General features: G+C 75.7%; 5 protein-coding genes and 1 pseudogene. 3 read left to right on the forward strand and 3 right to left on the reverse strand.

The genetic code is table 11. From position 1 onward, the window contains the following. A pseudogene (locus tag ABD308_RS20145) lies at nt 1-439 on the reverse strand (hypothetical protein); the annotation flags it as partial. 142 nt (nt 440-581) lie between these two features. After that, nucleotides 582-851 (reverse strand): hypothetical protein, encoded by a 270-nt coding sequence (locus ABD308_RS20150; protein WP_344337220.1) that lies wholly within the window; start codon nt 849-851, stop codon nt 582-584. Between the two features lie 214 nt (nt 852-1,065). Here ABD308_RS20150 and ABD308_RS20155 point away from each other — a divergent pair, with 214 nt between their 5' ends. Together ABD308_RS20155 and ABD308_RS20160 are read left to right on the forward strand one after the other, a co-directional pair. Next, nucleotides 1,066-1,218, forward strand: a complete 153-nt coding sequence (locus tag ABD308_RS20155) for a hypothetical protein (protein WP_344337222.1) — start codon at nt 1,066-1,068, stop codon at nt 1,216-1,218. Beyond that, on the forward strand, nt 1,215-1,601 hold the full coding sequence (locus tag ABD308_RS20160; protein WP_344337223.1) for a hypothetical protein: 387 nt from the start codon (nt 1,215-1,217) through the stop codon (nt 1,599-1,601). The genes ABD308_RS20155 and ABD308_RS20160 overlap by 4 nt, the downstream gene beginning before the upstream one ends. Nucleotides 1,602-1,651: 50 nt before the next feature. Here ABD308_RS20160 and ABD308_RS20165 read toward each other — a convergent pair whose 3' ends face one another. After that, the gene (locus tag ABD308_RS20165; RefSeq protein WP_344337225.1) at nt 1,652-1,966 is read right to left on the reverse strand and encodes a hypothetical protein; all 315 of its coding nucleotides are present in this window, start codon (nt 1,964-1,966) and stop codon (nt 1,652-1,654) included. Between the two features lie 98 nt (nt 1,967-2,064). Between ABD308_RS20165 and ABD308_RS20170 the strand changes: the two genes are divergently transcribed. Beyond that, a partial coding sequence (locus tag ABD308_RS20170) for a CHAD domain-containing protein (RefSeq protein WP_344337227.1) occupies nt 2,065-2,545 on the forward strand: 481 nt, incomplete at its 3' end.

Genomic DNA, 2,545 nt, shown 5'->3' on the forward strand with positions numbered 1-2,545 from the left:
CGGCGGCCAGCGCGATCACCAGGTGCACCAGCAGGAGCAGCACCTGGGTGGCGGCGGGCGCGAGCCGCCCGGAGTGCCCCAACTGGCCGTAGAACAGCGACGATCCGTCCACCGAGCCGCCGCCACAGACCAGCAGGTTCATGCCGCGGGCGGGAAGGTCGCCGGCGAGGATCGGGCCACAGCTGGTCTGGCCCAGGTTGAACGTCGTGTTGAGCAGCAGCTCGACCGGGACCATCACGGCCGCGATCTGCGACCACCGCCGCTCCCCGCCCGCCGGCACGGCCGAGACCAGGAAGACGACGGCGGCGGCCATCACCACCAGGCCCAGCGGCAGCGGACGGCCGGTGATGAGGACCTGGCCCAGCGCGGACAGCGGCACGGCGAGCGCGGTGAACACCGCGGCCCGCAGGGCCCTGGTCGCGTGGGTGGAGGTCGTCATGGTCCGGAGTATGCCACGGCGTTTACACCGGGCACGAGGCCGGGTGCACAGGTTGTCCCGTATCGGTCGTCCGTTCGATGGGTGGGGGCGGGGAGTTCACCGACGCGATGGGTTTGACGGGCGGTGGGCGGCTGAGGGGCCGTCAGGCGCTGACGGGAGCGGTGGGACGGTCCGACAATCGGCCGGTGGACTTCGCCCCGGGCCCGTGGCCGGTGCCGTCGCCCTGGCCCTGGCCGTGGCCGTGGCACTGTCCGTCGCCCACTCCCTCCGCCACCCCGTTGCCTACTCCCTCGTCGCCCTCTCCTTCTCCTTCCCCCTCGCCGCTTCCCTCGGCCACGTACTCCCCCTCGCCGACCCCCGAGGCGCCGTCACCGACCGCCTCGACGGCCCCCGTCCCGCTGCCCTCGGTCACAGCGGTGCCCCCGGCCGCTTCCCCGCACCCGGTGAGACCGGCCCCGACCCGGACCCCGATCACCGTGGAGGCGGTGCCGCCGCCCGTACGGCCACTCGCACCCGTCCCGGTCCAGCCCTCGCCGACCTGGACCGCCGAAGCTCCACCTCCGCCCCCGCCCCCACCTCCACCCGCACCGCCGCCCGCTCCGAGTCCGACGGCCACCCTCGCCGTCGTGGCCGCCGCGCCCCCGCCACCCGCCGTACCGCCCGCCGCCGGCCTCGAACCGACCGCCTGGACGGCCGTCCTCGTCCTCACCGTCCTCGTCCCGGCCGCCCTCGCGGCCGCCCTCGGCCACCACCACGCGACCTCCCGGAGCCGCCGATGAACCCCGCCCCCCTGCTCAGCGCCGCCGCGTGCGTGACCCTCGCCGTCGGCGCCCTCGCGATCGCCCACCGCGTCCGCCCGGCCGTCCCCGAGGGCGAACCCCCGCCCGAGCCCCACCCCGTGCTCTCCAGCATCGGCTCCGGCCTGCTGTCGGGCTTCATCCTGCTCACGGGCTTCCTGGTCGCCACCGGCTGGGCGGCCCGCACCACCGGCACCCTCCCACCCCGAACCCTCTACGCGGCCGACCTCGCCGCCGGCACCGCCGTCCTCCTCTACCCCGCCCTCGCCGGCCTCCCCTTCACCCCCCGCTACACCACCGCCGTGACCTTCTTCGCCGCCCTGGTCGGCTACACCCTGTCCCTCGCCGTCCAGCTCCGCCCCTGACACGGCCGCCGGAGTGGAAGGCCGGTGGGGCCGACTTTCCACTCCGTGCCTTACTGGCGGCGCATCGGAGGGCGATCGAGCACCTCGATGTACATGATCCGGTCGTCCACGACGTCCAGGACCAGCATGCCGTCCGAGGGTTCGAGTGGTACGCAACGATGGCCGGCGCCGTACGGCTGCCCCCGCGGATGGTCTGCCGTGCGGATGCTCTGGCAGAAGTCATCGCCGCACTCGCACTCCTCCACGAGGCGCGTGTCCCGCACGCCGATGGCGAGGCCGTGCTCTCCTCCGGCCTCCAGGAGGGTGGCCAACTCGGCGACGAGTTCCGGGAAGACGTCGCGAACAAGGGGATGGTCCGGCTTCATGCGCTGAGGGTAATCGGAGCCGCAAGGGCCGCTCGCGGGGTGTCCGGGGCGGGGTGCGGGGCTAGCCTGGAGGGATCCCGGGAGGGGGTGGTCGGCGGATGGGCGGTGAGGTGGTCACCGTGGGAGAGGTGGTGCTCGGGCGGGTTCGGGCGCAGGCCGAGGTGCTGGCCGGGCTGGACGGGGCGGTGCGGGCGGACCGGCCGGACGCGGTGCACCGGATGAGGGTCGCGTGCCGGCGGTTGCGCAGTGCGTTCCGGACGTATCGGCGGCTGTTCGCGCCGGGGGCGGCGGACGAGCTGGTGGCCGAGCTGCGGTGGCTGGCGGCGGCGCTGGGGCGGGCGCGGGACCGGGAGGTGCTGGCGGAGCGGTTGGCCGCGAGGGCGCGGGAGCTGCCCGCGGAGTGCGGGCCGGAGCGGATCGCGGCGGAGCTGGAGGAGTGGGGGCGGGCCGAGTACCGGCGGGTCTGGCCGGAGGTGGTCGCCGCGCTGGACAGCCCGCGCCGGCGCGCCCTGGCGGACGGCCTGGCGGCGCTGCTGCGCGACTACCCGGTGCGCGGCCGGGCGGGGCGGGCGGCCGGTC

It is taken from the genome of Kitasatospora putterlickiae, assembly GCF_039527695.1.
Taxonomy (GTDB): Bacteria; Actinomycetota; Actinomycetes; order Streptomycetales; family Streptomycetaceae; genus Kitasatospora; species Kitasatospora putterlickiae.

Excerpts from the sequence above, each read along its gene's own strand:
- ABD308_RS20165 (WP_344337225.1), bottom strand. The coding sequence starts at position 1,966 with ATGAAGCCGGACCATCCCCTTGTTCGCGACGTCTTCCCGGAACTCGTC.
- ABD308_RS20160 (WP_344337223.1), top strand. The coding sequence starts at position 1,215 with ATGAACCCCGCCCCCCTGCTCAGCGCCGCCGCGTGCGTGACCCTCGCC.